The sequence below is a fragment of the Leeuwenhoekiella sp. W20_SRS_FM14 genome (assembly GCF_052119605.1).
Classification (GTDB): domain Bacteria; phylum Bacteroidota; class Bacteroidia; order Flavobacteriales; family Flavobacteriaceae; genus Leeuwenhoekiella.
Genome location: NZ_JBGQOK010000007.1, coordinates 188,534 through 215,186 on the forward strand (window position 1 = coordinate 188,534; position 26,653 = coordinate 215,186).

The 26,653-nt window shown below is 36.9% G+C and carries 26 protein-coding genes; 15 read left to right on the forward strand and 11 right to left on the reverse strand.

Annotation, left to right across the window (positions count from 1 at the left end; genetic code table 11):
* Positions 1-64 precede the first annotated feature (64 nt).
* A complete protein-coding gene (dgt, locus tag ACEN25_RS13425; RefSeq protein WP_441803357.1) occupies positions 65-1,396 on the forward strand; it encodes a dGTP triphosphohydrolase in 1,332 nt (443 codons plus the stop codon).
* 1 nt (position 1,397) lies between these two features.
* Here dgt and ACEN25_RS13430 read toward each other — a convergent pair whose 3' ends face one another.
* Positions 1,398-3,167, reverse strand: coding sequence for a 1-deoxy-D-xylulose-5-phosphate synthase (locus ACEN25_RS13430; RefSeq protein ID WP_441803358.1), 1,770 nt, complete (start codon positions 3,165-3,167; stop codon positions 1,398-1,400).
* Positions 3,168-3,354: 187 nt separating this feature from the next.
* Between ACEN25_RS13430 and ACEN25_RS13435 the strand changes: the two genes are divergently transcribed.
* The 3 genes from ACEN25_RS13435 to ACEN25_RS13445 are packed head-to-tail and all read left to right on the forward strand — an operon-like array spanning position 3,355 to position 6,401.
* The gene (locus tag ACEN25_RS13435) at positions 3,355-3,810 is read left to right on the forward strand and encodes a nucleoside deaminase (RefSeq protein ID WP_441803359.1); all 456 of its coding nucleotides are present in this window, start codon (positions 3,355-3,357) and stop codon (positions 3,808-3,810) included.
* A 14-nt stretch (positions 3,811-3,824) separates the two neighbouring features.
* Positions 3,825-5,735, forward strand: coding sequence for a DUF294 nucleotidyltransferase-like domain-containing protein (locus ACEN25_RS13440; RefSeq protein WP_441803360.1), 1,911 nt, complete (start codon positions 3,825-3,827; stop codon positions 5,733-5,735).
* Positions 5,736-5,738: 3 nt separating this feature from the next.
* Positions 5,739-6,401, forward strand: coding sequence for a 3'-5' exonuclease (locus ACEN25_RS13445; RefSeq protein WP_441803361.1), 663 nt, complete (start codon positions 5,739-5,741; stop codon positions 6,399-6,401).
* Here ACEN25_RS13445 and ACEN25_RS13450 read toward each other — a convergent pair.
* The gene (locus ACEN25_RS13450; protein ID WP_441803362.1) at positions 6,393-6,968 is read right to left on the reverse strand and encodes a hypothetical protein; all 576 of its coding nucleotides are present in this window, start codon (positions 6,966-6,968) and stop codon (positions 6,393-6,395) included. The genes ACEN25_RS13445 and ACEN25_RS13450 overlap by 9 nt on opposite strands.
* Position 6,969: 1 nt before the next feature.
* Positions 6,970-7,434: an ankyrin repeat domain-containing protein gene (locus ACEN25_RS13455; protein WP_028377375.1), complete on the reverse strand. Its 465-nt coding sequence runs from the start codon at positions 7,432-7,434 to the stop codon at positions 6,970-6,972.
* A 446-nt stretch (positions 7,435-7,880) separates the two neighbouring features.
* Between ACEN25_RS13455 and ACEN25_RS13460 the strand changes: the two genes are divergently transcribed.
* Together ACEN25_RS13460 and ACEN25_RS13465 are read left to right on the forward strand one after the other, a co-directional pair.
* Positions 7,881-8,390, forward strand: coding sequence for a DUF1440 domain-containing protein (locus tag ACEN25_RS13460; RefSeq protein WP_441803363.1), 510 nt, complete (start codon positions 7,881-7,883; stop codon positions 8,388-8,390).
* 50 nt (positions 8,391-8,440) lie between these two features.
* Positions 8,441-10,612 carry an FUSC family protein gene (locus ACEN25_RS13465; protein ID WP_441803364.1) on the forward strand — a complete coding sequence of 724 codons (2,172 nt, stop codon included), beginning with the start codon at positions 8,441-8,443 and terminating at the stop codon, positions 10,610-10,612.
* A gap of 31 nt (positions 10,613-10,643) precedes the next feature.
* On the opposite strand, the gene ACEN25_RS13470 is transcribed toward ACEN25_RS13465, so the two are convergent.
* On the reverse strand, positions 10,644-11,780 hold the full coding sequence (locus ACEN25_RS13470) for a methionine aminotransferase (protein WP_441803365.1): 1,137 nt from the start codon (positions 11,778-11,780) through the stop codon (positions 10,644-10,646).
* A complete protein-coding gene (locus ACEN25_RS13475; RefSeq protein ID WP_441803366.1) occupies positions 11,780-12,352 on the reverse strand; it encodes a DUF3109 family protein in 573 nt (190 codons plus the stop codon). The genes ACEN25_RS13470 and ACEN25_RS13475 overlap by 1 nt, the downstream gene beginning before the upstream one ends.
* Positions 12,353-12,467: 115 nt before the next feature.
* Here ACEN25_RS13475 and ACEN25_RS13480 point away from each other — a divergent pair, with 115 nt between their 5' ends.
* Both ACEN25_RS13480 and ACEN25_RS13485 read left to right on the forward strand, forming a co-directional pair.
* Positions 12,468-13,040, forward strand: coding sequence for a MarC family protein (locus ACEN25_RS13480; RefSeq protein ID WP_028377370.1), 573 nt, complete (start codon positions 12,468-12,470; stop codon positions 13,038-13,040).
* Between the two features lie 10 nt (positions 13,041-13,050).
* Positions 13,051-13,254: a hypothetical protein gene (locus ACEN25_RS13485; RefSeq protein WP_028377369.1), complete on the forward strand. Its 204-nt coding sequence runs from the start codon at positions 13,051-13,053 to the stop codon at positions 13,252-13,254.
* Here the strand turns inward: ACEN25_RS13485 and ACEN25_RS13490 are convergent.
* From ACEN25_RS13490 to ACEN25_RS13505, 4 genes are all read right to left on the reverse strand, one after another.
* Positions 13,249-13,542 (reverse strand): hypothetical protein, encoded by a 294-nt coding sequence (locus ACEN25_RS13490; RefSeq protein WP_028377368.1) that lies wholly within the window; start codon positions 13,540-13,542, stop codon positions 13,249-13,251. The two genes, ACEN25_RS13485 and ACEN25_RS13490, sit on opposite strands and share 6 nt — an antisense overlap.
* Entirely contained in the window at positions 13,542-15,131 is a 1,590-nt protein-coding gene (locus ACEN25_RS13495; protein WP_441803367.1) for a S41 family peptidase, read from the reverse strand. The genes ACEN25_RS13490 and ACEN25_RS13495 overlap by 1 nt, the downstream gene beginning before the upstream one ends.
* Positions 15,131-15,571 carry a deoxycytidylate deaminase gene (locus ACEN25_RS13500; protein ID WP_028377366.1) on the reverse strand — a complete coding sequence of 147 codons (441 nt, stop codon included), beginning with the start codon at positions 15,569-15,571 and terminating at the stop codon, positions 15,131-15,133. Before ACEN25_RS13500 ends, ACEN25_RS13495 begins: the two co-directional genes overlap by 1 nt.
* Before the next feature lie 85 nt (positions 15,572-15,656).
* Positions 15,657-16,241, reverse strand: coding sequence for a HupE/UreJ family protein (locus tag ACEN25_RS13505; protein WP_028377365.1), 585 nt, complete (start codon positions 16,239-16,241; stop codon positions 15,657-15,659).
* Between the two features lie 140 nt (positions 16,242-16,381).
* On the opposite strand from ACEN25_RS13505, the gene ACEN25_RS13510 reads away from it, so the two are divergent.
* Positions 16,382-16,831, forward strand: coding sequence for a hypothetical protein (locus ACEN25_RS13510; protein WP_441803368.1), 450 nt, complete (start codon positions 16,382-16,384; stop codon positions 16,829-16,831).
* Entirely contained in the window at positions 16,824-17,840 is a 1,017-nt protein-coding gene (locus ACEN25_RS13515; protein ID WP_441803369.1) for a YihY/virulence factor BrkB family protein, read from the forward strand. Before ACEN25_RS13510 ends, ACEN25_RS13515 begins: the two co-directional genes overlap by 8 nt.
* Here ACEN25_RS13515 and ACEN25_RS13520 read toward each other — a convergent pair.
* Entirely contained in the window at positions 17,837-18,898 is a 1,062-nt protein-coding gene (locus tag ACEN25_RS13520; RefSeq protein ID WP_441803370.1) for an endonuclease/exonuclease/phosphatase family protein, read from the reverse strand. The two genes, ACEN25_RS13515 and ACEN25_RS13520, sit on opposite strands and share 4 nt — an antisense overlap.
* 85 nt (positions 18,899-18,983) lie before the next feature.
* Here ACEN25_RS13520 and ACEN25_RS13525 point away from each other — a divergent pair, with 85 nt between their 5' ends.
* From ACEN25_RS13525 to ACEN25_RS13540, 4 genes are all read left to right on the forward strand, one after another.
* Positions 18,984-21,824 carry a carboxypeptidase-like regulatory domain-containing protein gene (locus ACEN25_RS13525; protein ID WP_441803371.1) on the forward strand — a complete coding sequence of 947 codons (2,841 nt, stop codon included), beginning with the start codon at positions 18,984-18,986 and terminating at the stop codon, positions 21,822-21,824.
* 40 nt (positions 21,825-21,864) lie between these two features.
* Positions 21,865-23,271, forward strand: a complete 1,407-nt coding sequence (locus ACEN25_RS13530; RefSeq protein WP_441803372.1) for a DUF5689 domain-containing protein — start codon at positions 21,865-21,867, stop codon at positions 23,269-23,271.
* Between the two features lie 108 nt (positions 23,272-23,379).
* Complete coding sequence (locus ACEN25_RS13535; RefSeq protein WP_441803373.1) at positions 23,380-24,048, forward strand: peptide deformylase; 669 nt, start codon at positions 23,380-23,382, stop codon at positions 24,046-24,048.
* Between the two features lie 15 nt (positions 24,049-24,063).
* Positions 24,064-24,357 carry a DUF1456 family protein gene (locus ACEN25_RS13540; protein ID WP_441803374.1) on the forward strand — a complete coding sequence of 98 codons (294 nt, stop codon included), beginning with the start codon at positions 24,064-24,066 and terminating at the stop codon, positions 24,355-24,357.
* On the opposite strand, the gene ACEN25_RS13545 is transcribed toward ACEN25_RS13540, so the two are convergent.
* The gene (locus ACEN25_RS13545; protein WP_441803375.1) at positions 24,354-25,304 is read right to left on the reverse strand and encodes an endonuclease/exonuclease/phosphatase family protein; all 951 of its coding nucleotides are present in this window, start codon (positions 25,302-25,304) and stop codon (positions 24,354-24,356) included. The two genes, ACEN25_RS13540 and ACEN25_RS13545, sit on opposite strands and share 4 nt — an antisense overlap.
* Before the next feature lie 75 nt (positions 25,305-25,379).
* Here ACEN25_RS13545 and hflX point away from each other — a divergent pair, with 75 nt between their 5' ends.
* Positions 25,380-26,612: a GTPase HflX gene (gene hflX / locus ACEN25_RS13550; protein WP_441803376.1), complete on the forward strand. Its 1,233-nt coding sequence runs from the start codon at positions 25,380-25,382 to the stop codon at positions 26,610-26,612.
* Positions 26,613-26,653: the final 41 nt, after the last annotated feature.

Consider the following 26,653-nt stretch of genomic DNA (forward strand, 5'->3'; position numbering starts at 1 on the left):
AAACGCTATAAATCAAATAACCAAAAATTTTACAAAAAATGTATCTTGCTCAAAATTGAAAATTATGATGAACTGGGAGCAATTACTGTCTCTAAAACGTCAGGGCGACACTGCAAAACGCTTAAGAATTGAACAAGACGACACCCGCCTGGGTTTTGAAGTTGATTACGACCGCATCATATTTTCGGCACCTTTTAGAAGCTTACAGGATAAAACGCAAGTAATCCCGCTTTCTAAAACAGATTTTGTACACACACGACTTACTCACAGTATGGAAGTTTCTGTGGTAGGACGTTCCCTGGGTAGAATGGTAGGGAAACGTATTATCGAAAAATACCCGCACTTAGAGCAAATTCACGGGTATCAATTTAACGATTTTGGGGCTATCGTAGCTGCAGCGGCATTAGCGCACGATATTGGGAATCCGCCTTTTGGGCATTCTGGAGAAAAAGCAATTGGCGAATTTTTCAAAACCGGCTACGGTGCTCGTTATAAAGACAGCCTTACGGCGAAAGAATACCAGGACCTCATCACGTTTGAAGGTAATGCAAACGGCTTTAAGGTACTTTCACAAAGTAAACCGGGTGCTCCCGGAGGTTTACGTCTCTCATATGCGACTTTAGGAGCATTTACTAAATACCCAAAAGAATCGCTGCCTCACAAACCTACAGACCATATTTCAGATAAAAAGTATGGCTTCTTTCAATCTGAAAAAGAACTCTTTGATGATGTTGCTGTAGAACTGGGCTTAATTAACCGCAGTGCTGAGCATCTAAGCTGGTCACGTCATCCACTAGCGTTTTTAGTGGAAGCTGCAGACGATATTTGTTATACCATCATTGACTTTGAAGACGGTATTAATCTAGGTTTAATACCTGAAGAATATGCATTAGAATATATGGTAAAACTGGTAGGTAACACTATAGACCGTAATAAATACAATGCATTACAAGACACTGCAGATCGTGTAAGTTATTTAAGAGCTTTAGCCATAGGAACACTCATTAACGAGAGTGTAGAAACATTTATGAAATATGAAGAAGAAATTCTGGCAGGCACCTTTAGTCATTCTCTAATAGATAAAAGTGCCTATCAGGCTCAGATTACAGACATCATAAATCTTAGTATTAATCGTATTTATAACAGTCGTGAGGTGATTGAAAAAGAAATTGCCGGTTACGAGATTCTCTCAACGCTTCTTGAAGCACGTTGTAAAGCTTTAGATAATCACGACACCCATTACAATAGGCTTATTCAGAAATTACTGGCTCCTGCAGATCAATCTGAAAAAAGTCTATACGCTAATCTTATTCAGATTTGTGCTGAAGTTTCAACAATGACAGACGGTAAGGCGTTGCGCAATTACAAAAAAATAAAAGGGCTTGATGTGAAATAAGTTATTCTGAAAGAAGACTTTTAATTTTCTGTCTAATACTTTCAATATCTAAACCTATAGAAGTATAAAGTTGCGCCGTTGAACCATGCTCTATAAACGCATCAGGTATTCCTAAAATTTCAAGGCTACCTGTAAATTTAAAATGCGCCGCTTCTTCTGCAACAGCACTCCCAAAACCTCCCGCTTTGGCGCTATCCTCAAGGGTAACGACAGTCGTGTAAGTTTCAAAAATACGTTTAAGCGCACTTAAATCTAAAGGCTTTACAAACCCAAAAAAGTAAACCGAAACAGCACCTTTAAATTCTTCAGCAAGCGCTACAGCTATATCTGTAAGATTGCCGGTTGCTAAGATTGCAATTTTAGAACCTTGAATAAGATGTTCTGCCTTTCCTATTTCAATTTTTGTAAACGGAAGTTGCCATTCTAAAGTGTTTCCCCGACCACGTGGATAGCGAATCGCGATAGGAAGTTGTAAGCCCAATTGTGCTGAATATAGTATGTTACGCAAACCAGTTTCATTCCGCGGAGCGTAAATAATTAAATCTGGAATGCAGCGCAAATAAGCTAAATCAAAAACGCCGTGATGTGTTGCCCCATCTTCGCCCACCAGACCCGCACGATCTATGCAAAAAACTACCGGAAGATGTTGTAATGCCACATCGTGAATTACCTGATCATAAGCACGCTGTAAAAAGGTAGAGTAAATGGCACAAAAAGGAATCAATCCTTCTGCCGCAATACCCGCTGCCAGAGTTACAGCATGTTGCTCTGCAATACCCACATCAAATGCCCGTTCTGGGAAACGCCGCATCATATACTTTAACGAACTTCCTGTAGGCATAGCGGGGGTTATACCTACAATTTTCTCATTTTTTTCTGCCAGCTCAACTAACGTAAGCCCGAAGACATCTTGATATTTTGGCGGTTGTACATCCTTGCTTTTAGGATTTAACTCTCCTGTTATGGCATTAAACTTTCCGGGAGCGTGGTAAACTACCTGATCGTCTTCGGCTTGTTTGAGTCCTTTTCCTTTTGTGGTAATGACGTGTAGAAACTTTGGCCCTTTTATTTTTTTTAGCGTATTAAAAATCTCTAATAGTTTCTCAATATCATGACCATCTACAGGTCCAAAATAATTAAAATTTAATGCTTCAAAAATATTATCCTGCCCCTGACTTCCGGTTTTTACGCTCGTAAGGTAGTTTTTTAATGCGCCTACGCTGGGGTCTATACCAATTGCATTATCATTAAGGATTACAAGTATATTTGCATCGCTGTCTCCCGCATGGTTAAGCGCTTCAAACGCCATCCCACTAGCTACAGATGCATCACCTATAACTGCAATATGGTGTCTGGTTGTATTATTTTGAATTTTTGCAGCTAGTGCCATTCCTAAAGCTGCAGATATTGATGTGCTTGAATGTCCCGCTCCAAACGTATCATAAACACTTTCGTCTCGTTTAGGAAAACCACTTATGCCTTTAAATTGTCTGTTAGTTTCAAAAAGTGATCTTCTACCGGTTAAAATTTTATGCCCATAAGCCTGGTGCCCCACATCCCAAATTAATTTATCATCAGGAGTATTAAACGCATAATGTAATGCCAGAGTAAGTTCTACTACCCCCAGACTTGCTCCTAAATGACCTTCTTTTGTCGCAACGATATTTATAATAAAACGCCGCAACTCTGCTGCAACTTCAGCCAAAGCTTTAACCGGTAATTTGCGTAAATCTGCCGGATCGTCAAGGGTTTCTAAAACACGATACTTCATAAAACAAAGGTAGCCGATGTTCAATAAATAATTAGTTTCCTCTATAAAAATGATGTGAACGCTTTTCCGTAAAAAAATGCATAGCATTTCTGAACTATAAAAAGCGCTATACTATCTGTAAGCCTCTTAATTTTTAACCGTACTTAATGGTTAAAACTTTATATCTTACTTCCTCAAATACGTTACAATGGCACTTATAGAACCTTTTGATGATTACTACTTTATGAAAAAAGCAATGCAGGAAGCAGAGACCGCTTTTGAGCTTGGTGAGATTCCTGTAGGTGCGGTAATCACAGTTAACAATACAATAATTGCCAGAGCACACAATCTTACAGAACGCTTAAACGATGTTACAGCACACGCTGAAATGCAGGCAATAACTGCAGCAGCAAATTATCTGGGTGGTAAATACCTTAAAGATTGTACGCTTTATGTAACGCTTGAACCTTGCCAAATGTGTGCAGGAGCATTATACTGGAGTCAGTTATCACGTATTGTATTTGCAGCTTCTGATGAAATGAGAGGTTTTAAAAAAATGGGCACCCAGATACATCCTAAAACTACGGTAAGCAGTGGGGTGATGCAAAATGAGGCAGCAGCACTTCTAAAGCGCTTTTTTATCGAAAAACGAAATCTTAATTAGTTTACTTTTAGAGAATGACTACTAAAAATACAATAGCAGAGCGGGTAGCAGATTTTTTAAAACGGTATCCGCCGTTTCAGTTTCTGGAGGCCGAAAGTTTACTTACCATAGCCGGTCAAGTAAGCGTGCTGTATTTTGAAAAAAATAAATCTATTTTTAAAGAGCACGAGAAAAACCACGGAATGTTTTATGTGGTTAAAGATGGTGCGGTACGCCTGTATAGAACACAGGACAATGAGCCTAAAATCGTTGATATTTGCGACGAGGGTGACCTTTTTGGCCTAAGGCCATTAATCACTAAAGAAGATTATGAGCTTTCTGCATCTGCAAATGAAGAGTCAATTCTGTATGGTATTCCTATAGACTTATTTTTACCCATAGCATTAGAGCATAAAGATGTAAGCAATTTTTTAATCGCTTCATTTGCTTCAAATGTGAGCGACCCCTATTCTTTAGAAGAAAGCGGAAAGCTTTTTACTGAGTATTCTGTTGAGCGCAATAGTGAGATTTTTGATCTTCAGAAAGCCCGCTATTCAAAAAATATTTTAACCTGTCCACCTGAAACAACCATTAAAATCGCTGCTTTAAAAATGGAACATCGCGGTGTAGGTTCTATAGTTGTTGTTGAAGATGACAAACCTTTAGGTATTATAACTAATCGCGATTTGAGAGATAAGATTGCTACCGGTAAATTTCCTATTTCAGATGAGGTCACTTCGATTATGAGCGCTCCGGTTCGCTGTTTTCAAAAAGATCTTAGCGTATCGCAGGCACAGCTTATTATGCTTAGAAATGACATAAACCATTTGTGCATTACCGAAGATGGCACACCAGATACTAAACTTCTGGGGTTGTTATCAGAGCACGATGTAGTCGTCTCTTTTGCTAACAATCCTGTTGTTTTACTTAAAGAAGTAAAACTTGCAAAACGTACTAAGAGATTGCGCGAAGTACGCCTGCGAGTAGCGCAACTCCTCAAAAAATACCTGGATCAAAATCTTCCGTTATCGCAGATTCTTAATATTTTAAATGAGATTAATTACGCTATAGCGGTACGTGCAATCGAACTTGCACTTGCAAAAATGGAAACGCCACCGCCATGTAAGTTTGCTTGGTTGGCTTTAGGTAGTCAGGGGCGAAAAGAACAGCTTTTATATACAGATCAAGACAACGCAATAGTGTTTGACGATGTTCCTAAAGAAGATTATGAGCAAACACAGGTCTATTTTATTCAATTAGCACGACACATTACCAGAGCAATGCACAAAGTGGGATATGCTTATTGTCCCGCAGATATGATGGCAAGTAACCCACGGTGGTGCCAGTCGCTATCAGAATGGCAAAAACAATTTAATATATGGATTCTAGAGCCATCTCCAGAAAGTCAGTTGCTTTCTGCAATATTCTTTGATTACAGTTATGTTTATGGCGATACACTACTAGTCACTAAACTTTCAGACAGTATTTTACAAACACTAGATCGCAATACAAATTTTTATAGGGTTATGGCAAAAGACGCCATAAGAAGTCCGTCACCACTCGGTTTTTTTAGACAATTTCTGGTTGAAGAAAGTGGAGATCATAAAGATTTCTTTGATATTAAAGCACGAGCGCTTATGCCCTTAATAGATGCAGCACGCGTTTTAAGTTTACAGCATAAACTGCGGAATATTAACAACACTGCAGGACGTTTTGAACGTCTTGCCGAAGTTGAAGATAATAATAAAGAGATATACGAAAACTGTTCGTATGCCTTTAAAGCACTGTTGAAATTTAGAACCAGACAAGGTATTTTACACGATGACTCCGGAAGGTTTATAGAACTTGCAACCTTAAGCAAAGCCGAAAAACTAAAGCTGAAACGTTGCTTTAAATCTATACACGACATTCAAGAATTACTCACCATACGCTACCAACTCAAATAAACTATGCGTATACCCTTTTTCGACAAAAAACCAGACCCGCCAGAATTCTATAAAACCTACGCCAAAGCGTTTTCAGAAGCTATCCCTTCTACTATTGAAGATACCCGCTTTGTAGTTTTTGACACCGAAACAACCGGAATAAATGCACGTAAAGACAGGATGCTTAGTCTTGGAGCTTTAGAAATAAAAAGTAATCAGATTCAACTGGCTAAAAGTCTTGAGGTGTACGTATCACAAGAGATATTTAATGAAGAAGCGGTTGCTATTCACGGGATTCTGCGTCAACATAGAAATCAGATTAAAATTTCTGAAGAAGAGACCGTAAAATTATTTTTAGAATTTATAGGCAACGCTGTATTAGTAGGCCATCACGTAGGTTTTGACATCGCTATAATAAATTATGCTCTAAAACGATTAGGAGCCCCTAAGCTTAAAAATAGGTTTACAGATACCGGCATACTTTTTAAACGCAGCGTACACCTTGTAAACATTACAAACCCTGATAAAGTTTATAGTTTGGATGAACTCTGCGAAGAACTCAACATTTCTAAAAATGACCGTCATAAAGCTATGGGAGATGCGTTTATTACTGCTTTGGCTTTTTTAAAAATCCAGAACAGACTTAGAGGATCTAAGAAAATTACGTTGAAAGATATTCTAATTTAAATTATGGTGTTTTAAATGAATAGAACTTAATCCATTTAAATTTTCAAAATTAGGCACATAAACCTCACGCATTAATTGTTCTACTTTATTAATGTAAGGCAACTTATTTTGTGCACTTAATTCGTGTAAATGACTTTCAAAAGCAGAATATAACAACGTAAGCAGCCGGTTTTTAATAAGTGTACTTTGATATTGTGCTGTAAACTTTTTGCAGGTAGATAAAAATAACTGCGGATGTTTAACAAGGGTATCTACAACGATGTAGAAATATTTTATGACGTTAACATCGTGATGCTCCTGAACGATCTGTGTTTTTAAATTTGGAGTATCACCTTGAAATATCCAGAGGTTTTTGACAATAAAATCAGTTTTACTACTAGGATTGCAATAATAAATATCCAGTCCTAAGGCCGTACTTATGAGGAACACATTTTGTCCCAAAGAATCTATAAGAAACCTATTAAATGATTTTTCTGCTGCAGGCGAAAGCACCATTGTGCGTTTAAAACCAGAGTTTCTAAAACGCACACAATGCAAATCATTTAAAATTGTATGATTGTCTAACATATCATAGCAATTGCTCTATTTGATCAAGGCCTTGCATTTTTGCGTGATCTTTTGCGGTTAAACCTTTAGAATCTTTAATTGAAGGATCTGCTCCATTTGCAATTAGCATTTCTACTAATTCTTTTTGATTGAATGTTGCCGCATAAATTAAGGCGGTTCCACCATTTGAATTTTGGGCATTTACATCTGCTCCATTATCTATAAGAATCTTAGCGATTTTAGGATAGCCCTTAAAACAAATACCCATAAGGGCTGTATTCCCAGAAGCATCCTTTGCGTTTAAATCTGCATTATGTGCTACAAGCACTTCAGTAACTTTTTCAAACCCGTAATAGGTCGCAAGTACTAAAGCCGTTGAACCTCGCTGATCTGTTGCAGCAATTAATTCAGGATTGTTCTCTAAAAGTTCCTGCACTTTTTGATCGTTTCCTAATCGTATGGTATCGAATAATAACTCTGAGTTCATAGTGTTAAAATAATGTATTTATTATAAAGAAATAATCTTAATCTGTTTTTTATATTCTTATCGGCTTATCCTTCAATTAAATATGCATGAGTTTTGCTGAAAATTAAATTTATTGCTACTTCTTCCGAAGAAAACACTTATCAAATTTAAATCCTTATAAATATCCAATTTGAAATCCTATAGCAACATATCGAAGAACTTACAAATTAGAATCAAAACTCAAAGCAGTTTAGAATTGTTGAGAATAATTAAAATTTATTCAAATATATCTATTGAATACAGGTAAAACTGTTAGAGAATATGTAAATAAATCAAATTGAAATAAATAAGCTACTCTAACTATTAGTAACATCAAAAACTTAAGAGAGTTTTAAATCTTGTCAAAGCGATGTTAAACCTTATTCCACATCGCAAGGAACTTTTAACTTTAGATCAAATTTAAAATTATGAGTAACTCACTTGAAGCCTGGCTAGAAAAAGATACGTTCACTTCTAATGTAAGTCGTGGCCTTATCTCCGGATTGTTAGGAGGTATTGCAGGGACTGTAGTTAAGAGTGCCATAGAAAAAGTACTACCAGTTAGAAAACCAAATACGCGCTCTGCGCAGTTGAAAATGGTTGATGATCTGTCTGTAAAACTTACCGGAGATCGCATTAGTACCACAAATCACGAGCTTGCAGAACAACTGGTCAACATACCTTTTGGGGCAAGTTTAGGCGCAACCTATGGTTATGCAAAACGCGATAAAATGGAGACTAATATTTTTGAAGGAGTCGCCTACGGTGCTACAACGTGGATAGGAACACACGAAACTTCGTTACCGCTTTTGGGTTTAAAAGAAAGCCCAAAAGAAATACCCTTAAATATTCAAATTAATGAGCTAATCGCTCACGTCGCATTTGGAATCACAACAGAAGTAGTACGCGGTCTCATTGCCCGAAAATTGCGTGATTAAAAAATTGCAAAATGCACATTATAAGCTAAAAAATCATTCTAAATTGCTGAATGTTTAGATTCCAGCAGCATTACAATTCTTCAATAGCCTTTGCAAAAAGTACAGACTTTGCAAAGGCTATTTTAGTGACCATCGGTGTGGTAACGCCTATTTTAGTAGGTTATTACCTTGATTATTTAGGTCTGGGAATTGCCATAGGAACCGGTGTTGTATTAAGCTCCCCAAGTTCGGTAAGTGGTAGCTTAAAGAATAAACGTAAAGGAATTCTACTCTCTTCATTAATTGCAACGCTGGTTAGTTTTATTGGCGCCTACATTCCAGATGTTTATTGGATACAATTGCCTTACTTAGGTATAATGACATTTGCACTGGCTTTTATTGCAGTGTATGGTTTTAGAGCCTCTCTCGTAGGGTTTTCGGGATTATTTGCACTTGTTTTAAGTTTTGCAAACTTATCATCATCAGGAATGCCTCCTTATGAACGCTCCCTGCTTATAGGGCTAGGTGGTATTCTCTATCTACTACTAACCCTGCTTTATGATGTACTAGCTCCAAAAAAACAAACCGAAGAATTACTGGAAACTGCTATTGAATTAAGCTCACGATATATTGAAGCTCGTGGTCAATTTTTACGCCAAAGCATAGATCGTGATACCGGCTTAAAAAAACTTTTTACTGTACAAAGTGATTTTAATGACCATCTCGAGAAACTCAGGGAAATCCTATTAGATAGCAGGCATGCTTCAGGAACTTCAAGTTATTATCGAAAGCGATTTTTAGTATTGGGAGAGCTTGTAGATCTATTAGAATTATCCCTGACAAGCCCTATTCCGCCTGCGAGAATGCACGAAATTCTTAAGAAATATCCTCAGCAGTTACATGCATTTGTAAACCTAAATAAAGCACAAACAGAAACCTTACGAAAGATTGCTCATACCGATCTCAAAAAAAATAAAGTAGACTTAAATGCACTTAGAGCTGCTTTAAAAGAAACTAAAAATAAAATCGATAACTACAAAGCCCCTACTGCCTCTACCGAAGATGATATAATACTGCATAACTTGTATGAGCTTCAGGAAAATCAAACTCAACGCATCATAAACATTGCGCAAATATTAGATCGTAATAAGATAATAAAAAACACAAATACAGAAAACTTAAACGACCTCGAAGGTTTTGTCACTAAACAGGATTATAGTTTTCAAATTCTGCTTGACAATCTAAATAAGGACTCCCCTATTTTTAAGCATGCATTGCGTATTGCTTTTATTGCAGTCTTAGGATTTGGTCTGGGTAACTTTTTTGAAGTTCAAAACCCCTACTGGATTTTGCTTACTATAATTGTAATAATGCGTCCCAGCTACGGCCTCACAAAAGAGCGATCAAAAAACAGAATTATAGGCACTTTACTTGGGGCAGCATTGGCGACAGGCATAGTGTACGTTTTTAGAGATAATACACTTTTTAGAATACTTGCTGTACTTAGTTTTATAATGGCTCACGCATCGCTACAAAAAAATTACCGTACCGGGGCATTCTTTATTACGCTAAGTATCATTTTTGCTTACGCGTTATTGCGACCAGATATCCTGGCAGTTATACAATTCCGTGTGCTTGATACCAGCCTGGGAGCAGCGCTTACAGCGCTGGCCAGTGCCTTTTTATGGCCAACCCGAGAAGCAAAAAGCCTCAAATATAATTTAGCGGACAGTCTAAGGACAAACCGTAATTATCTGCAAGTAATATCATCACATTATGAGACTAAAAAACAAATTGAAACACATTACAAACTAGCGCGTAAAAAAGCTTTTTTAGCAACAGCTACAGTAAATGCTGCCATACAGCGCTTACTACAAGAACCTGGCGCAACAGGAAAACTCACGGGTAAACTGTATGAACTGGTTGTATTAAATCACGCTTTTTTAGGTGCACTTGCATCTATAGGTGCTTATTTACGCAATCACAACACTACCCATATAGATGATGTGTTTAGTAAATACAAAAATCCTATTTTTCAAAATTTAGATACTGCAATTGCAGTTCTAGAAAACAAATCTACTACTGGTACACTACCAGATACCTCTAAAAAACTAGAAGTACCTGTACCTACAATTTATATAAATGAAGAACTTCACGAAGCACATATTCTTACAGAACAGCTAAAATGGCTCAAAAAATTAAGTGAAGACTTTAATAAGCAGCTTAAAGCGCTACATACATAAAAATGTAAGCGATTTGATATAAACTGGAGAATTATAAACTCTTTAAAATTGTAGTCGCTTTCAAAAGCGTTTCGTCTGACTTTGCAAAACAAAAACGAAGTAGCTTAGCATCCTGTTCATTTACGTTAAATACCGAAACTGGAATACTGGCAATTCCCATCTCTTTTGTAAGCCTTTCGGCGAAAAGTTTTGCATTTTCCTGAGAGATTGCACTATAATCTAGCATTTGAAAATACGTACCCATCGCAGGTTTAAATTTAAATCGAGAATCTTTAATTCCATCTAAAAACAAATCCCTCTTACGCTCGTAGAAACCTGAAAGATTCAAATAATTGTCAGGATTTTTAAGATACGCTGCAAGTGCTTTTTGCATAGGGTGACTTACGCAGAAAACTGTATTTTGATGAACTTTCTGAAATTCGCGCATCAAATTCTCAGGAGCAAGGCAATAGCCTATCTTCCATCCGGTGGTATGAAAAGTTTTACCAAAAGAAGCAGTGATTAAAGAACGCGCTGCCAGACCTGGGTAGGATGCAACACTCTGATGTTTTTTCTCGTCAAAAACAATATGTTCATAAACTTCATCGCTTAGAACTAGAATTGAAGTGCCTTCCAGGATTTCCTGTAGACGTTTGAGATCACTTTCAGAATACACCATTCCGCTGGGATTATGCGGATTGTTAATGATGATCATTCGCGTTTTTGAAGTAATACAAGCTGCAACCTCATCCCAATCTACCTGATCATAAGGAGCTTTTAATTGCACTCTTACCGGCTTCCCTCCCTGTAGTTGTATTGTAGGTTCATAAGTATCGTATGCAGGCTTAAGCACAATTACTTCATCTCCGGGATGTATGAATGCAGTAATGGCGGCATATAAAGCTTCAGAAGCACCTACAGTAATAGTTACTTCAGTTTGCGGATTGTATGATTTACCCCTCAACGTTTCAATCATTTCCGAAACCCTTTCGCGTAAGCCTAAATCTCCCGCAAGTGGCGCATATTGATTAAAACCATCTCGCATTGCTTTTGTTACCAACTCGATAAGAACAGGATCGGTTTCAAAATCAGGAAAACCCTGTGAAAGATTGAGCGCATCATATTCTGCCGCCATTTTGCTCATAACAGCAAAAATAGAGAGCGTCGAGTTAGGTAATTTGCTTTGCATTATTCTTTTCTAAAATGTGCCGCAACAGCTTCTAACTCCTCATACCACTCGGTGCCAAATTTACGTATAAGGGCATCTTTAGTAAATTTATAAACAGGAACCTGAAGCTCTTTTCCTAAGCTGCACGCATCATCACAAATAGGCCATTTATGATAATTTACAGCCGTAAACTTAGAATACTCCTGCAAACGCACAGGATATAAATGGCATGAAATAGGTTTTCTAAAATCTACTTCGCCTGCGTTGTAGGCGTCTTCTATACCACAGGAAGCGACACCTTCTTTAGTAAACGTCACATATGCACATTCTGCACCGTTTACCAGCGGCGTTTCAAGCTCATCAAGATCTGTAGTAATATGAGTACCCTGTTCTTCTATAGCAGCAATGCCTTCGGGACGTAAAAAAGGCTTCACTTTTGGATAGATATTTTTTAAAATCTCTACCTCTTGCGGCTCTAAAGGAGCTCCCGCCTCACCGGCAATACAACACTCGCCTTTACACGATGAGAGATTACACACAAAATCTTTTTGAATGACCTCTTCTGAAACTATGGTTTTTCCTATCTGAAACATAGCTGCAAAGATACATATTTGCCAAGGTTAACAATGAGTTAAATCTCTAGGCAATAACACCTGAAAATCATACAAATAACTGTACTTTTGCCGACCTTTTAAAAAATTTTAGATTATGGGGTTTGATTTTAAAGAAATCGCAACAGCAAGTATGATTCTTTTTGCAATTATAGATATCATAGGAAGCATTCCTATTATCGTAGGATTGCGTGAGAAAGTAGGGCATATTCAAAGTGAAAAGGCTTCTATAGTTGCTGCTATTCTTATGGTTGTTTTTTTGTTTTTAGGAAAAGAAATTTTAAAACTTATAGGCATTGATGTAAATTCATTTGCAGTTGCAGGTGCTTTTATCATCTTTTTTATTGCTCTCGAAATGATTTTAGGCATTCAGCTTTATAAAGATGATGCTCCAGAAACCGCGAGTATTGTTCCCCTGGCCTTCCCACTTGTTGCCGGCGCAGGTACTATGACATCTTTATTATCATTGCGTGCAGAATACGCAGTTCAGAATATAATTGTAGCGATTGTGATTAATTGCCTTTTTGTGTATTTAGTCTTAAAATCTTCAGGAAAAATAGGGAAATTGCTAGGAAAACAAGGAATTAGTCTTATTCGAAAAATCTTTGGCGTAATTTTGTTGGCGATGGCTGTAAAGCTCTTTACAACAAATATTCAAGGACTTTTTTAAACCCCTTTTTATGAAAATTGCTCTATATATTATTTTAGGCCTTGCAAGTGCATTACTTATTTTTAACTTCTCAAAAATAGATTATGCAGCTCCTCTAGACGGTAATAGTTCTGTCGCAGTGATTTCTGTACTTGCTTGTCTTTGTGCTATACTATTACTTGTGATATTACTTATCTCCAGAAAAATTGTAGAAAAGAAAAAGCGTAGTTCATAAAAGTTCAACAAGGGTAGGATTTATAAACTCGTATATAATACCCCCAATAAATGTAATTATAGAAAGTACCAGAAAAATCTTGTGCAACTTTTGATAAATTAAAGTGCGTTTAAGCTGCTTACGAAGTGTGCTATCTTCAATTTTATCTAATTGTTTTTTAACCTCAGATTCGGTTAAGTAAAACGGACTTACAGATATTCCGTTTGAGATAAGAATACCCGCACTGTTGTCTAACAATCTAAAAATTGCAGCAATACAAAATACAAATATAGACGCGATTATTACCATTATTCCTCTCTGCTTAATTCTTTAATCTTTTGAATAGCAGCATCTTCTTCGTTTATTAATTTCTCAAAGATAGTATTTCCAAAAAGTTGCTGCGCAAATACAGCTTTAATATAGCGCTTTAAATCTTCTTTATAATCTCTTACTCTTATTTTTAAATCTCGCTTACCAGTATAATTTACAAATTCTAAAATGTTAGCGTCTGAGATAACCACCTCTTCATTAAATTGCTTATAGGTAAGTTTATTATAATACGGTCTATTTTTCTCTAGCAATTCAAATACAAATCGGTTCATAAAACCAGTGCGCAATGCATAATTTATGGCTTCTTTCTCGTAGTTAGTATCTTTAGGTATAAAAATATCTGGTATGATACCACCACCACCATAAACCACTTTACCCTTAGGAGTTACATATCGTAAACTATCTGCTATACTTATACTATCTATACTTTGCATCTCGCCGTTCTTGTATCGAGAAAGGTAATCTTCATAATATGCTTTGTTACCTTCTCCATAGGGACGCTGTATGCTTCTGCCGGTAGGTGTGTAATATCTGGCAATTGTTAAGCGTACTGCACTGCCGTCACCAAGCTCCATTTCCCGTTGTACAAGACCTTTACCAAAAGAGCGTCTGCCTACAATATCGCCACGGTCGTTATCCTGTAATGCTCCCGCAACAATCTCACTCGCAGAGGCAGAATTTTCATTAATTAAAACATATACTCGCCCTTCTTGAAAGACGCCATCATCAGAAGCAAATGCTTTTTCAATTTTTCCGGTTTTATTTTTTGTAAATAAGATAAGCTTGTCATCTGCTAAAAATTGATCTGCAACTTGTTCTGCGGCAGAAATATAACCTCCCGGGTTATCGCGTAAGTCTAAAATTATTTGACTGGCACCTTTTCGCTTTAGCGTATTTAAAGCATTTTTAAATTCGGCAGGTGTACTTTCGGCAAAACGATTTATTTTAACATAGCCCAAAGTGTCGGTTAGCATATAGTACGCATCTACACTTTTTAGAGCAACTGTTGCACGTTTTACTTTAAAATCCATTAGGTCTTTTACGCCAGGCCGTTTCACTTTAAGATTAACCTGCGTATTTATTTTTCCCTTTAGCTGAGATGTTATAGAATCGTCTATTAAATTAGCTCCGGTAAGTGGTTTGTTATCTGCTGCAATGATACGGTCTCCGCCTTTAATTCCGGCTTTTTCGCTGGGGCCTCCGGGAAGTGTGTAACTAACTGTTATAGAATCGTTGTAATTGTAAAAACTAACACCAATACCCACAAAATCGCCTTTCATGCTTTCATTAACACGCTCCAGTTCGCTTGGCGGTATGTATACAGAATGCGGGTCAAGATTTTCTAAAATACTATTTACTGTAACATCAACAATACTATCTGTATTTATTGAATCTACATACTCGTAATCTATATAATCTATAAGTCGGTTTAATTTTTCTTTCTTGGCATTACCTCCTAGAAGACTTGTAGTATTACTGCTGTAATTAAGCTTACTTCCTATAAATATGCCTATCGCAACTGCTACAGCAAAAAATATAGGAAGGTATTTTTTTTTGTAGCCTCCCATTATTCTTCAATATTTTCTATACACTCTACCTCAACACCTGCCCGCACTAAAAAATCGAGTCCACTAGGATCTTTATATCCCATATGATACACCACGCGCGTAATACCTGCCTGATGAATTAATTTACTACATTCTGTACACGGAGAAAGCGTGATGTATAGTGTCGCTCCTGCACAAGCCTGTGTAGAAGAGGCTACTTTCAAAATTGCATTTGCTTCTGCATGAAGCACATACCACTTAGTATACCCTTCATCATCTTCGCAGACATTCTCAAATCCCGTAGGTGTACCGTTATAGCCGTCTGATATAATCATCTTATCTTTAACGATAAGCGCTCCCACTTGTTTTCTTTTACAGTAAGAAAGTTTTGCCCATTCACGAGCCATTCGCAAATAAGCAATATCATAAGTAAGTTGTTTATCTGAAGATATTGAAGACATATGTTAGCTTACTAAACATTTGAAGGCAGTTAATGGTGAGCGAAGATAAAAAACTTACACCGCTTATAATCTGTAAAAAAACACTTTACCACGGATAATTTGCTATAAGCATTGGGATTACCATACCTATTACTACAGCAGAAATAAACATCATCCAATCTCTGCGAGAAAATCTAAAAATAGTTTGACAAATAAACCCTATAATTAAGACAATTAAGACGATAATTATCTGTGCACATTCTATACCCAGAGCAAATTCTGCTAACGGTAACAATCTACTTGATAAGTGTGCCGTTAATGATTTAAAAAATGAAGAGAATCCCAGACCGTGTATAAGACCGAAAAATAATGCGGTGATTAACAAAACTCCTAACTTGTCTTTTTTAGCTCCTTTACCCGCTGTAAACACATTGTACAAAGCAGTAATAAAGATGGTTACGGGTATTAAAAATTCAATAAAGCCACGATCTACTTTAACAACGCCATAGACGGCTAATAATAAAGAAATGGTATGTCCTAAGGTAAACAGCGTAACAAGTAGCAAAACACGACGCCAATCACTAAATATGTAGGGTACAGTAAGAACAATTAGAAATAATACGTGATCGTAAGCTTTATAGTCTAGTACATGTTCAAGACCTATATTAAAATAAAACCAAAAATCTGACATAAGGGAAGGGGATAATTTTGTATTTACTCAAAACTACAACTATTTCTGAAAGTTGTTGCCTAAAACGTTAAACTAAGCCTAAACAGAAATAACAAAAATTGCAGCTTTCGTAATTTAAATTTTTCAAAAAAGACCCAGTTATGCAAAGAATCAGCTTGTTTTCTATATTTATACTAAGCACTATGCTTTTAATGAGCTGTGGTGCTACACCAGGATTGACAAATCTCACCCAGAATGTCGATGCTAATTTACCGGTATACACGTATTTAGACACTGAAGGAAATACATACCGTATTTCTCCAAATAAATTAATTTACGATCCTGCTTCTGCAGAGAATACTATAGACGGCATTAAAGATCAGGGATATCATCTTGAATTAAATATCTCGCTCAATGATTATTCTAAAATAGCAGCTACCTGCAAAAAACAATTTGAAATTTCGCAGGAAGCCTTACCTGCTGCAAATACAGATTATGTGATCCCACAACTTACACGTAAGAACACAGAAATTAATGAAACTATAGACTTGAGTAAAACCGCGGTACAGGATCTCAATTACGTAATAAAACCCTTTTTAAAAGATGAATAATCCTAAAAATCCTATTGTAAAAAGGGGGTTGTTTCTTTTTGCTTTTTTAAAGAAAACCTATTTTGCCTGGGACCGTACAGATCCTTTTGCCCGCAGTGCTATCATAGCTTACTACACGCTTTTCTCTCTACCATCATTACTTATGATTGTTACCTCTATCGCAAGTTATTTTGTAGGTGCAGAAGCGGTTCAAGGACGCATACATACAGAAATTGCGCGTTTTATATCTAAAGATGTAGCAATTGCGATTGAAGATATGATAGGTAATGTTACACTAGAAAATGACAATTGGATTACCCTTATTATAAGCATAGCGGCCCTTATTTATGGTGCTACCGGAGTATTTTTTCAGATGAAGATTACTATGAATATGATCTGGAATGTTACTGAGAAAAAGCAGAACTTTAAGCGAATGCTTATCAACCGTGCTATTGCCTTTGGGATGGTGCTGGTTCTTGGCTTTATGCTTCTTGTTGCTTTTGTGGTAACTCTGGGCCTTAATCTACTTACTGAATATCTGAGTCAGTATGCTCCAGAAATCACTGTAGTTTTTGCCGAAATTTTGAGACTTTTAATCTCGTTTATATTTATAACCGGATTATTTGCTGCAATGTTCAAGATTTTGCCCGATGTAATAATGACGTATAAAACGACCTTACTGGGAGCGGGAATCACAGCTGTTTTGTTCTTAATAGGTGAAAGTTTATTAGGTTATTATTTTACAAGTAGTAATCCTGCTTCAGTTTATGGTGGTGCAGCTTCAATTGTTTTAATACTTCTATGGGTAAATTATACCTGTTTAATTTTATTTTTCGGTGCACAAATAACGGTTCAATATGCCTTAATTAAAAGACATAAGATTGTACCCAATAAACATGCTAAGCTTGCTCATGAAGATGAAGTCGCCGCTTTAAATGAAAAAAAAAAGCTCTTAGATCAAGATAAAAAAGATGCCATAAAGCTCATTAACAACCCTGAAAAACCACAAAAAAAGAAAACTAATTCTTAATTAGCGTATTCTCGTATTAGGCTAACGTAAACAGGGAAATGATCGCTGTAACCACCGGTATAACTTCCGTTTGCAAAACTTCTAAACGGATAGCCTTTATAAGGACCTGAAGGTGTTTGCAAAAATTTCTTATTAAATATTCCGGCTTTATAAAACTGAAACGATGTATAGTCTTTAGAGAACCAGGCCGTAGTAAGTATTATTTGATCAAAGAGATTCCACCCATCCCGATACGCAAGTGTGCCCAATCCCTTCTTAGCAAAAGCATCCATAGGATTATAAAGATCCTGCAATCCTAATTTTTTTAAACTTCCTTTAGCTCCTAAAATAGATTTTACACTGCTATTTTTTGGATCATCATTTAAATCGCCCATCGTAATTATCTTCGCATAGGGTTCTTTAGATCGAATAGAATCTATAATTTTCTTATTTAAATAAGCTGCAGCTTCTCGCCGGGGTTGTGACCTGGCTTCTCCTCCACTTCTCGAAGGCCAGTGATTTACGATAAAATGAACTTTTTCACCTGCGAGTAAACCTGTCACCAATAATTGATCACGAGTGTAAATACGTGTATTATTGTTTTCTGGATCATAAAGCAAGAGTTCGTGCGCAGTACTGCTTATAAGTTGAAAATATTTCTTTTGGTATAGAAGTCCGGTATCTACACCCCTACGATCTGGCGAATCATAATGTACAATGCCATAATCCCAGGGTAAAAGCGGTGATTGACTTATTAAATCTTCTAAAACTCTTCGGTTTTCAATTTCTGATACGCCTACTATCACCGGTGGCATTTTAGCATTTTCAGGACCTATCTGTTTAATAACCTCAGCCATTTTAGCCAATTTATCCTGATAAATAGCTAATGTCCAGCGATCTTTACCCTCTGGAGTACGATCATCATCAAAGGTCACAGGATCGTTTTCGGTATCAAATAAGTTTTCAAGATTATAAAATGCAACAGTTACTAATTGATAATCACGGGCTTTTTGGGCATAATTAATAATTGAACAAAGACAGAATACCGTAATTATTACTTTTAATCGAATTTTTTGCATAACACATCTATTATCAGGACATTAAGATATAATTAATTAATATATTAGGTTTACCGGCGCGACATAAATATGTGCTTTTTTAAAATTGCGAACATTAGTATTTGTCTATTTATTAGTTATTTACGGACATAAATTGTCTTCTCAAGAATATACCATATATGGAAACGTTAGAGATGCAACTACAGCGGCCAGTATTCCGGAAGTTCTCGTGACTTTAAAAAATTCTAAATTCAGTATTAAAACTAATGCCGATGGCGCGTTTATATTAGAAGGTGTAACGCTAGACGGAAAGCAACAATTAGTTCTTAGTAAAGCAGGATATAAAACACTTATACTACCTATAACGCTAGAAGGAGGTAAAGAACTTAACCTCTTTTATATTCCTTTAGAAATTGATCTTAAAGAACTAAATGAAGAACTAGATCGTATAAGTCTAACAGAGACTGAACTCAACAGCGATGAAGAGCAACAAGACAATATTATTTCAGGCCTTTTAGGTGCTACAAATGATGCTTTTAGCAACGCTGCTGCTTATGACTTTAGTTCAACGTTTTTTCGACCGCGTGGTCTCGATAGTAAATACAGTAAGGTTCTTATAAATGGCATAGAATTAAATAAGATAAATACCGGCAGACCACAGTGGGGTAACTGGGGAGGTCTTAATGATGTAATGCGCAACAGAGAATTTAGTTTAGGTATTCAACCTAGTGAATATAGTTTTGGCGCTCCCGCAGGTGTACTTCATTTTAATATGCACGCTTCCCAATACAGACGCGGTGGGCGAGTATCTTATGCTTATGCAAACCGAACCTACACCGGCAGAGTTATGGGGAGCTACAGCAGCGGATTAAGTACAAAGGGTTGGGCATTTACGATTTTAGGCTCCAGAAGATTTGGTGCCGAGGGAGCTATAAAAGGAACTTCGTATGAAGCTAACTCGATATTTTTAAGTATTGAAAAGAAACTAACTCAAAATCACCGCATAAATCTGGTTGCTTTTTATACACCTAACCGTAGAGGAAGAAGTACAGCCCTTACTCAGGAGGTAATTGATTTAAAAGGTAACGACTACAACCCTAACTGGGGATTACAAAACGGAAAAATTAGAAATTCCCGTATGCGTATGATTGAGGAACCTATTTTTATTTTAAGTCATGAATGGAATTTAACCGATAAATCTATTTTAAGTACAAATCTGGCTTACCAATGGGGAACTACTAAAAATTCACGTATTGATTATACAGGAAGTACGCTAATCACGAGCTCTGAAGGTCAGGAAAGTTTTATAGGCGGTGCCCGCAACCCTGCACCCAATTACTATCAAAATTTACCCAGCTACTTTCTTAGATTTCCCAATCCTACGGCTGCAAATTATCAAAATGCCTATCTCGCTCAAGAAGCATTTACAAACGATGGGCAGCTAGACTGGTCTCAATTATATGCTGCAAATACGATTGCTACAAATGCCGGTTTAAACAGTATTTATGCTGTACAAAATGATGTAAATAAAGACATCTTTGTACAGGCATCAAGTATCTTAAACAGTAATTTTTCTGAACATTTTAAGCTTACAGCAGGTGTCTCTGTTTCAACACTCAAAAGTTCAAACTATGCACAACTAGAAGATTTATTAGGTGGAAACACCTGGCTTGATATAGATAATTTTGCTGAAGATGATGCTTCTACAGGAGGTAACCTCGCACAAACCGACTTAAATAACAGGAATCGAATTGTACGGGAAGGAGATCGCTACAAATACAATTTTGATATTTCTGCATTTAAAGTATCTGGATTTACACAACTACAGGCCACTTTTAAACACATTGATTTTTATACTGCTTTGCAGGCAGGCATGGTAAACTATCAACGCAATGGGTTGTATGAAAATGGCTATTATCCCGGCGAGGCATCTTTAGGCAAAAGTCCGGAGGTTAACTTTACAACCTATGGCTTAAAAGGTGGATTTACCTATAAATTTTCAGGAAAGCATTTTGCGCTTTTCAATGCAGGTTTACAAACACTTGAACTTCCATCTAACACGGTTTTTACAAATTCACGACAAAACAATGCTATAATAGAAGATGCTTCCGCAGAAAAACTTCTCAACCTTGATGCAAGTTATGTCTATCGCAGTGCATTACTCAAAGCAAAACTCACCGGTTATTATCTTGATTTTGCTAACGGGAGCGAACTTTCATTTTTCTATACTCAGTCATTACAAAGCCCCTTAATTGAACAAGGCAATGCGCTGGTTCAGGAAGTAACTACTAATATTTCGAGAAGAAATGTAGGTCTTGAACTGGGTATTGAATATAAAATCCTACCCACTCTAACCTTTAAAACAGCTGCTGCCCTATCTCAAAATACATTTACAAACAACCCAGATGTTTATTACACAACAACTCTCGCAAATAACAAAATTACATTTGGCGACGGCACAGTAAAACTCAAGAATTACCACGTATCTGGTGGCCCAGAGCAAGCCATACAACTTGGTTTTGACTACAGAGATCCTGAATTCTGGTGGCTTGGAGCAAGCATTAACAGATTTTCAAATGCATATATAGATGTGAGTAACCTACGCAGATCTGGAGCATTTTCTACAGATTATGACGGTCTCCCGTTTAATGATTTTGATCCTGCAATTGCGAGAGACGTACTCATTCAGGAAAAATTAGGCTCTTATTATTTGCTAAATATTGTAGGTGGTAAATCCTGGCTAGTAAAAGGGCGCTCAATTGGCTTTTTTGCAACTATTAATAATGCGCTAAATACTAAATACAAGACCGGTGGTTTTGAAGATTCACGTATCGCCGACTACAGAGGTTTACAAGAAGAAAAAGAACGAGAGCAGCCCCTCTTTGGAAATCGCTATTTTCTAGGTTATGGCGCAACTATTTATGCAAATCTCTATGTACGCTTTTAAAGAATTTAGCGCTTCCGCGGAAGCGTAAAACAAAAACCTTATGAGATATCTTAACTATTTTACAGTCTTGATTATACTTGTATTCGTTTCTTGCGTAGATTCTGAATTTGAAATCCCCGAAACGTCTGCAATCGAACCTGAATTTACTGGTACAGAAGTACCTTTAGTTTCGGTTAAAAATATACTTGCTCAAAGTACAGAGGGCATTGTCACCTTTAGAGATACAGATACCTATTTTGTAGGCTATGTGATAAGTAGTGATGTTGCCGGTAATTTTTTTAGAGAAGTAGTTGTTCAGGACAAACCCGAAAATCCCACAAGTGGCATCACCATTCAACTTAATCAAAATGCCATTTACACCTATTATGAATTAGGCAGAAAAATCTATGTAAATCTCAACGGACTTTCAGCAACTACAGAAAACGGCATTGTACAGTTAGGAATCAGAGATGGTAATTCTATCACCGAAATCCCTACCTCGCTCATTACAAATCACATTACCAGAAGCATCGAAATAGCCACACTCGTCCCTTTACCTATTACCATCGCAGACTTCTCTGACGACACCGAAAATTTATTAATAAGCCTGCCCAGTGCGCAATTTAACCGAAATGAGGTTTTAGGTATTTCCCGAAAAACTTTTGCTGGCGAAGCTACAGATGAGTTTGATGGCATTCGTATTTTAGAAACCTGTGACGCACGCGGGAGAACCTTAGTAAGTACCAGTACTTTTGCCGGTTTTAAAGCTGTTGAACTTCCCTTAGGAGGTGGAAGTATACAGGGGATTTTAAGTCGGGATTTTTATGATGATTTTTATATTCTACGCTTAAATACACTCGAAGATATTTCTTTCGATACAGGAAATAGATGTGATCCTAACGAACTCAAATGTGGTTTAGCAGATGCTGAAGGAACTCAGATTTTATTTCAGGATAATTTTAGTGCACAAACGCGCAATCAACCCATTACCGGCAACGGCTGGACGAATTTTAATGAATACGGCAATCAGGTTTGGGAGGCTTATACTGCAACCGGTACAAATGCCTCTCAAGGAGTTTCTGCCCGCATAGACTCCTATCAATCTGGTGACGCCCTTACTATGTGTTGGTTAATTACTCCGCCAATAGATTTACAAACTAATTCTAATGTAAAAATACGTTTTGAAACCAGCAGTAGTTTTGCAGATGGCAGTGATCTCGAAGTACTTTTCAGCTCAGACTGGGACGGGGAGCAAGCAACAATTACACAAGCAAACTGGTTAGTTTTAGGTGATGCATTTGTTATACGCGATCAGGATTTTTTTGGAGACTGGTACAGTTCGGGTATTTTAAACCTTTCCTGTGCAGAGGGCTCTACAGGTTATGTAGCTTTTAAATATATAGGAAGTACAAAAGATGCTTTTGACGGTACATATCAACTCGATAATATAACCATAACATCAGATTAGTTTTTTTTGAGCTCTAGCGATGACTTATTCATAAACCATCAGCATTAAGTAAGACTGAAAAAGGATATTGTAAAATATTCTATTTTTAAGGATATAAAACAGTTCATAATGATACGATCCCTAGTTACGGCAGTTGTACTAATTAGTTGCTTAAGCTGCACAAGTGCAAAAAAAGATATTCAGGCTACTTCTAGAGCTTCACAATTTACAGAAAGTGACAGATCTTTAATTATGGCCGCAGATGGTACTAAACCTATGCGCGTATTTAAAATTACAAAAGAAAGCGACTCCATTTTATTGAGAACACCTAGTCAACATGTAATTGTTGATCCCAATGATCCAGAACTTAAGAATTTAATAGACCGAATGTACGCTACGGTAAGAGATAGTTTATCTCTAGGAGCGGGTATTGCAGCACCACAAGTAGGTATTTTAAAAAATATAGCCTGGGTTCAGCGTTTTGATAAAGAAGGCTTTCCTTTTGAAGTAATTATTAACCCGGTAATAAAACAATATTCTAAGAAAAAGCAGGACTGCCCAGAAGGCTGCCTTTCTATTCCCGGAAGACGCGATACACTTTCTAGTAGAGCGTATGCAATTTTAGTAGAATATGACAAACCAGATACCAGTCATATAGTAGAAATGGTAGAAGATTTTACGGCTGTTATTTTTCAGCACGAGATAGATCACTTAAACGGTATCATCTATCTAGATCATTTAAAACAGGAAATCAAAGACGCTCAAGGTCTCAAAACCCTAGATAATCTGAAGAATTAAACTATTTTTGCGGCTATGGCTTTATCAAATAACGATGTTTTTAAAAAATTAAGGGTAGCATTAAAATTACGCGATGATGATATCGTAAAAATTTGTGCTCTAGTAGATTTTGCAGTTACTAAAAGTGAATTAGGTGCAATCTTTAGAAGCGAAGATCACCCCAAGTATGTAGAATGTGGCGATCAATTTCTCCGCAATTTCCTAAACGGACTAGTCATTCATATGCGCGGGCCCATGCCAGATAAGAGACCTAAAAAAGATGCTCCTAAAGCTGAAGAAAAAAAGAAGCGAAGTACAAAGAAAGACTAGCTAGGTTCAGTTTTAAAAATCGTGTACACCGGGAAATGATCGCTGGGACCTCCCAGATAGTTGTCTCCTGCATAGGTGCGCAAGGGATTTCCTTTATACTTCCCCGCTGCTTCAGCTAAGTAAGCAGGATTGAAAATTGCAGATTTCACATATTCTAATGGGTTCTCGTACGCTTTCATCCAGTTTGGCGATAAGATTATTTGATCAAATAAATACCAGTCTCCTCGATGAGTTAAAGATCCTGCATAACGTGTTAGCAGAAATATCATCGGATTGTAAAAATCTGTAGATACCAGATGATCACGCACAGCTACGCTCTGAGGATCATCGTTAAAATCACCCATTATTATAATTCGTGCTTCAGGATCTTTTGCCTGTATTTCCTGTAAAATTTCACGGTTACGTTTTGCCGCGAGAATACGTTTTGGGTTAGATTCTTCAAGCCCTTCGCGTCTAGAGGGCCAGTGATTAACAAGAATATATACGTTGACATCCTTTAACTTACCGTACACATATAAAATATCACGTGTAAAATCACGTAAACCTTCTGCAGTTTCTAAATGAAGTGAGTAACTTCTAGATTCTAAAACTTCAAAATAATCTTTCTTATATAACAGAGCCGTATCTATTCCGCGCTCGTCTGGGGAGTTGTGATGTACAAATGCGTAATTAAGATTTTTTAAAGCTTCGGTAGTTATAAGATCATTCAGTACTTTTTTATTTTCAACTTCAGCTACCCCCAATAAAACGGGAGAACCGCCGGTTTCTTCTTTTCCTATTTCAGCAATTATAGCGCTTTGATCATTAAGTTTTTTAGCGTAGCGCGTTGCATCCCACTTCAACTCTCCCTTAGGAGTAAAGTCGTCATCAAAGATGTTGGGATCATTTTGCGTGTCAAAAAGATTTTCAAGATTGTAAAAGGCTATTGCCAAATTATTTTGAGGCATGTTTATGATTTTGGTGGGTTCAATTTAAGAAAAGCTTAGCGTCTAAATCGTTATCTTTACCGCTTACTTAATCTTATGATAGAAGAGAATACAATAGAATACGAGAAAACCGTCTTAATCGGTGTAATCACGCAGTATCAGGACGAGGAAAAATCGACTGAGTATCTTGATGAACTCGAGTTTTTATCATACACCGCAGGTGGTGAAGTGCTGAAGCGTTTTACTCAAAAAATGGAATCTCCTAATCCTAAAACGTTTTTAGGAACCGGTAAGATGGAAGAAGTACGTGCCTATGTTGAGCAATATGAAGTAGGTACTGCAATTTTTGATGACGAATTGAGCCCGGCACAGCAAAAGAATATTGAAAAAATACTCAAATGTAAGGTTGTAGATCGTACAAATCTTATTCTTGACATTTTTGCACAACGTGCACAAACAAGTTATGCGCGTACACAGGTAGAACTTGCTCAATATGAATATTTATTACCACGCCTTGCAGGTATGTGGACGCACCTTGAGCGGCAGCGTGGAGGTATAGGAATGCGCGGACCTGGTGAAACTGAAATCGAAACAGATAGACGTATTGTGCGTGATCGCATCTCTTTGCTAAAAAAGAAATTAGAAAAAATAGACCGTCAACAGGCTGTACAACGTGGCAATCGTGGTGCTTTAGTACGCGTAGCATTAGTGGGTTACACTAACGTAGGTAAGTCTACTTTAATGAATGTAATTAGCAAAAGCGAGGTGTTTGCCGAAAATAAATTGTTTGCAACCCTGGATACTACGGTACGCAAAGTGGTTATACGCAATCTTCCTTTTTTATTAAGTGATACGGTAGGATTTATTAGAAAGTTGCCTACGCAGCTCGTAGAGTCGTTTAAAAGTACATTAGACGAGGTTCGTGAAGCAGATCTTCTATTGCATATTGTAGATATATCTCATCCCCAGTTTGAAGATCATATTGCATCTGTAAATCAAATTATGGATGAAATAGGTGGTGCTGATAAACCTATGCTTATGGTGTTTAATAAAATTGATGCCTACACCCATAAAACCATAGACGAAGATGATTTGGTAACCGAACGTACTGAAGAACATTTTACATTAGAAGAATGGGAACGTACCTGGATGTCACGAGCAGATGGTGATGCTATTTTCATTTCGGCTTTAAATAAGGATAATATGGATGCCTTTAAGAAAAAGGTTTATGAGCGCGTACGTGAAATACACATTACACGTTTTCCTTATAATAGTTTTTTATATCCTGAGTACGATTTGTATACAGGTAATGATGACGAGGAAGAATAAGCCTAGGTCCTACGTAAATTCTAAAAGCAAAAAAAATCCGA

What these genes read in the sequence shown, in the direction of transcription:
- ACEN25_RS13545 (WP_441803375.1), bottom strand. Translation starts at nt 25,304, where the DNA reads ATGCCTCAAAATAATTTGGCAATAGCCTTTTACAATCTTGAAAATCTT.
- ACEN25_RS13460 (WP_441803363.1), top strand. Translation starts at nt 7,881, where the DNA reads ATGAGTAACTCACTTGAAGCCTGGCTAGAAAAAGATACGTTCACTTCT.
- ACEN25_RS13490 (WP_028377368.1), bottom strand. Translation starts at nt 13,542, where the DNA reads ATGGTAATAATCGCGTCTATATTTGTATTTTGTATTGCTGCAATTTTT.
- ACEN25_RS13520 (WP_441803370.1), bottom strand. Translation starts at nt 18,898, where the DNA reads ATGCAAAAAATTCGATTAAAAGTAATAATTACGGTATTCTGTCTTTGT.
- ACEN25_RS13485 (WP_028377369.1), top strand. Translation starts at nt 13,051, where the DNA reads ATGAAAATTGCTCTATATATTATTTTAGGCCTTGCAAGTGCATTACTT.
- ACEN25_RS13470 (WP_441803365.1), bottom strand. Translation starts at nt 11,780, where the DNA reads ATGCAAAGCAAATTACCTAACTCGACGCTCTCTATTTTTGCTGTTATG.
- ACEN25_RS13435 (WP_441803359.1), top strand. Translation starts at nt 3,355, where the DNA reads ATGGCACTTATAGAACCTTTTGATGATTACTACTTTATGAAAAAAGCA.
- ACEN25_RS13440 (WP_441803360.1), top strand. Translation starts at nt 3,825, where the DNA reads ATGACTACTAAAAATACAATAGCAGAGCGGGTAGCAGATTTTTTAAAA.
- ACEN25_RS13450 (WP_441803362.1), bottom strand. Translation starts at nt 6,968, where the DNA reads ATGTTAGACAATCATACAATTTTAAATGATTTGCATTGTGTGCGTTTT.
- ACEN25_RS13445 (WP_441803361.1), top strand. Translation starts at nt 5,739, where the DNA reads ATGCGTATACCCTTTTTCGACAAAAAACCAGACCCGCCAGAATTCTAT.
- ACEN25_RS13500 (WP_028377366.1), bottom strand. Translation starts at nt 15,571, where the DNA reads ATGTCTTCAATATCTTCAGATAAACAACTTACTTATGATATTGCTTAT.
- hflX (WP_441803376.1), top strand. Translation starts at nt 25,380, where the DNA reads ATGATAGAAGAGAATACAATAGAATACGAGAAAACCGTCTTAATCGGT.
- ACEN25_RS13515 (WP_441803369.1), top strand. Translation starts at nt 16,824, where the DNA reads ATGAATAATCCTAAAAATCCTATTGTAAAAAGGGGGTTGTTTCTTTTT.
- ACEN25_RS13505 (WP_028377365.1), bottom strand. Translation starts at nt 16,241, where the DNA reads ATGTCAGATTTTTGGTTTTATTTTAATATAGGTCTTGAACATGTACTA.
- ACEN25_RS13530 (WP_441803372.1), top strand. Translation starts at nt 21,865, where the DNA reads ATGAGATATCTTAACTATTTTACAGTCTTGATTATACTTGTATTCGTT.
- ACEN25_RS13455 (WP_028377375.1), bottom strand. Translation starts at nt 7,434, where the DNA reads ATGAACTCAGAGTTATTATTCGATACCATACGATTAGGAAACGATCAA.
- ACEN25_RS13535 (WP_441803373.1), top strand. Translation starts at nt 23,380, where the DNA reads ATGATACGATCCCTAGTTACGGCAGTTGTACTAATTAGTTGCTTAAGC.
- ACEN25_RS13475 (WP_441803366.1), bottom strand. Translation starts at nt 12,352, where the DNA reads ATGTTTCAGATAGGAAAAACCATAGTTTCAGAAGAGGTCATTCAAAAA.
- ACEN25_RS13465 (WP_441803364.1), top strand. Translation starts at nt 8,441, where the DNA reads ATGTTTAGATTCCAGCAGCATTACAATTCTTCAATAGCCTTTGCAAAA.
- dgt (WP_441803357.1), top strand. Translation starts at nt 65, where the DNA reads ATGATGAACTGGGAGCAATTACTGTCTCTAAAACGTCAGGGCGACACT.
- ACEN25_RS13495 (WP_441803367.1), bottom strand. Translation starts at nt 15,131, where the DNA reads ATGGGAGGCTACAAAAAAAAATACCTTCCTATATTTTTTGCTGTAGCA.
- ACEN25_RS13540 (WP_441803374.1), top strand. Translation starts at nt 24,064, where the DNA reads ATGGCTTTATCAAATAACGATGTTTTTAAAAAATTAAGGGTAGCATTA.
- ACEN25_RS13480 (WP_028377370.1), top strand. Translation starts at nt 12,468, where the DNA reads ATGGGGTTTGATTTTAAAGAAATCGCAACAGCAAGTATGATTCTTTTT.
- ACEN25_RS13430 (WP_441803358.1), bottom strand. Translation starts at nt 3,167, where the DNA reads ATGAAGTATCGTGTTTTAGAAACCCTTGACGATCCGGCAGATTTACGC.
- ACEN25_RS13510 (WP_441803368.1), top strand. Translation starts at nt 16,382, where the DNA reads ATGCAAAGAATCAGCTTGTTTTCTATATTTATACTAAGCACTATGCTT.